The organism is Thalassolituus sp. UBA2590, from assembly GCF_002339775.1.
Taxonomy (GTDB): domain Bacteria; phylum Pseudomonadota; class Gammaproteobacteria; order Pseudomonadales; family Oceanobacteraceae; genus Thalassolituus.
Genome location: NZ_DDKU01000103.1, coordinates 34,351 through 34,725, shown reverse-complemented (window position 1 = coordinate 34,725; position 375 = coordinate 34,351). Strand labels below are relative to the sequence as shown.

General features: G+C 49.6%; 1 protein-coding gene. It reads right to left on the bottom strand.

Annotation, left to right across the window (positions count from 1 at the left end; translation table 11 throughout):
• Window positions 1-375, bottom strand: a 375-nt coding sequence (locus B2067_RS09360; protein WP_349676803.1) for a cation transporter, incomplete at both ends; no start/stop codon positions are given.

Here is a 375-nt window from a genome sequence, read left to right as displayed (position 1 = left end):
AGCGCCATAGCAATGGATTGCTTGATGGCGCAGTATTCGTCAGGACCAAAAACTCCCTCGTGATCCACTACGATATGGGCCGTCAGTACATGCTGTTCACCATCCAGGGACCAGAGGTGTTGGTGATGAATTCCGCTGATGCCATCAATGCCAATTAGTGTTCGCCGGATCTCCTCGTGAAGCGCCTTATCTGGAACAGCCTGAAAGAAAAGCTTGCCGGTTCCCCAAAGATTCCGACACACATTAAACAGAATAAAGAGAGTAAAGCCCACCGATAGCAATGGGTCGAGAATAGGCCAGTCGGCAAACTGCAAAACGATTGAGATAATCAGCACTGCCACCCACCCCAGCACATCTTCCAATAAATGCCAGTTC